Genomic DNA, 1,997 nt, shown 5'->3' with positions numbered 1-1,997 from the left:
TTTTAGCCTTGATCCGCATCAACGTGGAAACAAACAGGATAAACTCACTCGACATTTCAATATTGAGTTTTTCCTGGCCATGAATGAAATCAAGAAAATCATTGATGATCCGGGTAATCGGAATATTATAAATATCCAGTTCATCCCTTTCTATGAAAAACAACAACAGGTCAAAGGGGCCTTCGAACTGGGGCAGTTTAATTTGATATGATACTTGCTGCGCGGCCATACTTCACAAAATTAAGCTTCCCGGCTACTGTGCCGGGAAGCGGGAAAGATACGAAACTTAAAATTTTGCTGATAACCCAACGCCCAGCAAGGAACGAACCTGGGTGCCCGGGGAGTCGCCATTCGGCCCAAATTGCTTAACGTCATCATCATAGATTAAATCCAGATTATATGTAACGCTCAGGAACTTATTTACTTTCATGGCAATAGAGTTGGTCCAGAACACATCCACATTTTTCGGCTGCGCATTTTGTTTGACATCGGTAAGCGGATCCCGCTTGCCTAAATAATTCGAGAACAGATCCAACCTGGACTTATACGTCACATTTTTAATCACTTCTTTAAAGAAATTAGCGGACAAGTAGGCACCGGCTTCCATGGAAACCTTCCGGTTGGGGTTTACGCCATATAAGGCAGCAAGGGGTGTTTCCTGTCCGCCATCCGGTAAAGGAATGGCACCATCCTGGTAATAATAACTGTACGGGTCATTGCTTACAATCACCCACCTAGCTGAAATAGGCGAAACCATTACACTGAAATAGGAAGTAGGTTTCCATTCAATGCCGGGAGAAACCAGCAGATAGGCAGGTGCAAATAAACCAGATACTCTTCGACGGATGCCTTTAGACAAGTAATCGTAATCATATCCATCGGTCATTTGGGTCCGCAGGTTGAATACGCCTACAAGGGCCCATTTATCCGATAATTTTTGCCCGGCTTTGCTGTAAAAATCAATTTTATCGTCTGTTTTTCGGGTTCCTACAGAGCTGGTACGTTGTACGGCATAACCCAGGTCGAGCGTATTATCCCAAAAGAAATCACCCTTTTTCTTATTAGCAAAAAGCGTGGAATAACCCGCTACCGAAATGGAGGATTTTTCAGCACCTGCCGCCCAGTTACGAGCGCTGCCCTGAGCCAGGTTCAGGTTAAATAAGCCGCCTTTCCGCCAGCCTTTTGCGTTGTACTTATAAGTAGTGTCGTCATAAGTAGCCCGTTCAGCCCCCTTTTTTAATCCTGAAACGGTGGCATCCTGTGCCTGCAGTAATCCTGCCAGTAACAATGCTCCGGCAAGAAGGGTCATGGTTTTTTTCATAGTCCTCTTTGTCTAATATTATAAAAAAAGGCATTTTGAGATCTTCAAAATGCCCTTGCAAATATATATAAAGAAGATGTACTATTTCTTCCGCAGTTCATCTCTTATTTCAGTAAGTAATGTTTCGGTAGGTGTAGGCCCGGCTGGTGGCGGAGCTTCTGGCACTGGTGGGCGGCGAAGTATTGCTTTAATAAACACATAACAGACAAAGGCCACAATCAGAAAATCGAGCGTTGCGGTCAGAAACTCACCATATTTAAAGGTAATGGCTTCCGAAACCACTACGTTATTGGCATCCAGTTCCGCCTTTTTTATGGTCAGCGCCATTTTTGAAAAATCTTTTCCGCCGGTTATCAATCCCAGTATAGGAGCAATTAAGCCACTGGTAAAGGAGCCAACCAGTTTGGTGAAAGCCGTACCCATCAGAAAACCGATGGCTACATCCACCAGGTTTCCTTTGGTGGCAAAGGCTTTAAAATCAGAGAAAAATCCCATAATAATTGATTTTAGGTTTTGTTGGAGATGGTTTAAATATCCACTATTTTTTTCAAATAAAACGAATCCGGTAATTTGCTTTATGCATATTCCGCCAAAGCTGCTCAACTGGTTGCTCTTTGCTTCACTGGCACTCATCTGGGGTAGTTCCTTTATACTTATGAAAGCGGGCATGCAATTG

General features: G+C 43.5%; 3 protein-coding genes. All 3 read right to left on the bottom strand.

The genetic code is table 11. The features are described 5' to 3' along the window. Nucleotides 1–229: segregation/condensation protein A (locus tag A1D16_RS06165; RefSeq protein WP_290708418.1), on the bottom strand; the 229-nt coding region annotated here is incomplete at its 3' end. Nucleotides 230–286: 57 nt separating this feature from the next. Continuing rightward, nucleotides 287–1,321: a DUF3078 domain-containing protein gene (locus tag A1D16_RS06160; RefSeq protein ID WP_290708417.1), complete on the bottom strand. Its 1,035-nt coding sequence runs from the start codon at nt 1,319–1,321 to the stop codon at nt 287–289. Nucleotides 1,322–1,402: 81 nt separating this feature from the next. After that, entirely contained in the window at nt 1,403–1,816 is a 414-nt protein-coding gene (gene mscL, locus A1D16_RS06155; protein WP_290708416.1) for a large conductance mechanosensitive channel protein MscL, read from the bottom strand. Nucleotides 1,817–1,997: the final 181 nt, after the last annotated feature.

The sequence above is a fragment of the Flavihumibacter sp. CACIAM 22H1 genome, assembly GCF_001601815.1.
Lineage (GTDB): Bacteria > Bacteroidota > Bacteroidia > Chitinophagales > Chitinophagaceae > Flavihumibacter.
The sequence above is the reverse complement of the archived record's forward strand: the minus strand, read 5'-3'. Positions and strand labels throughout refer to the sequence as shown.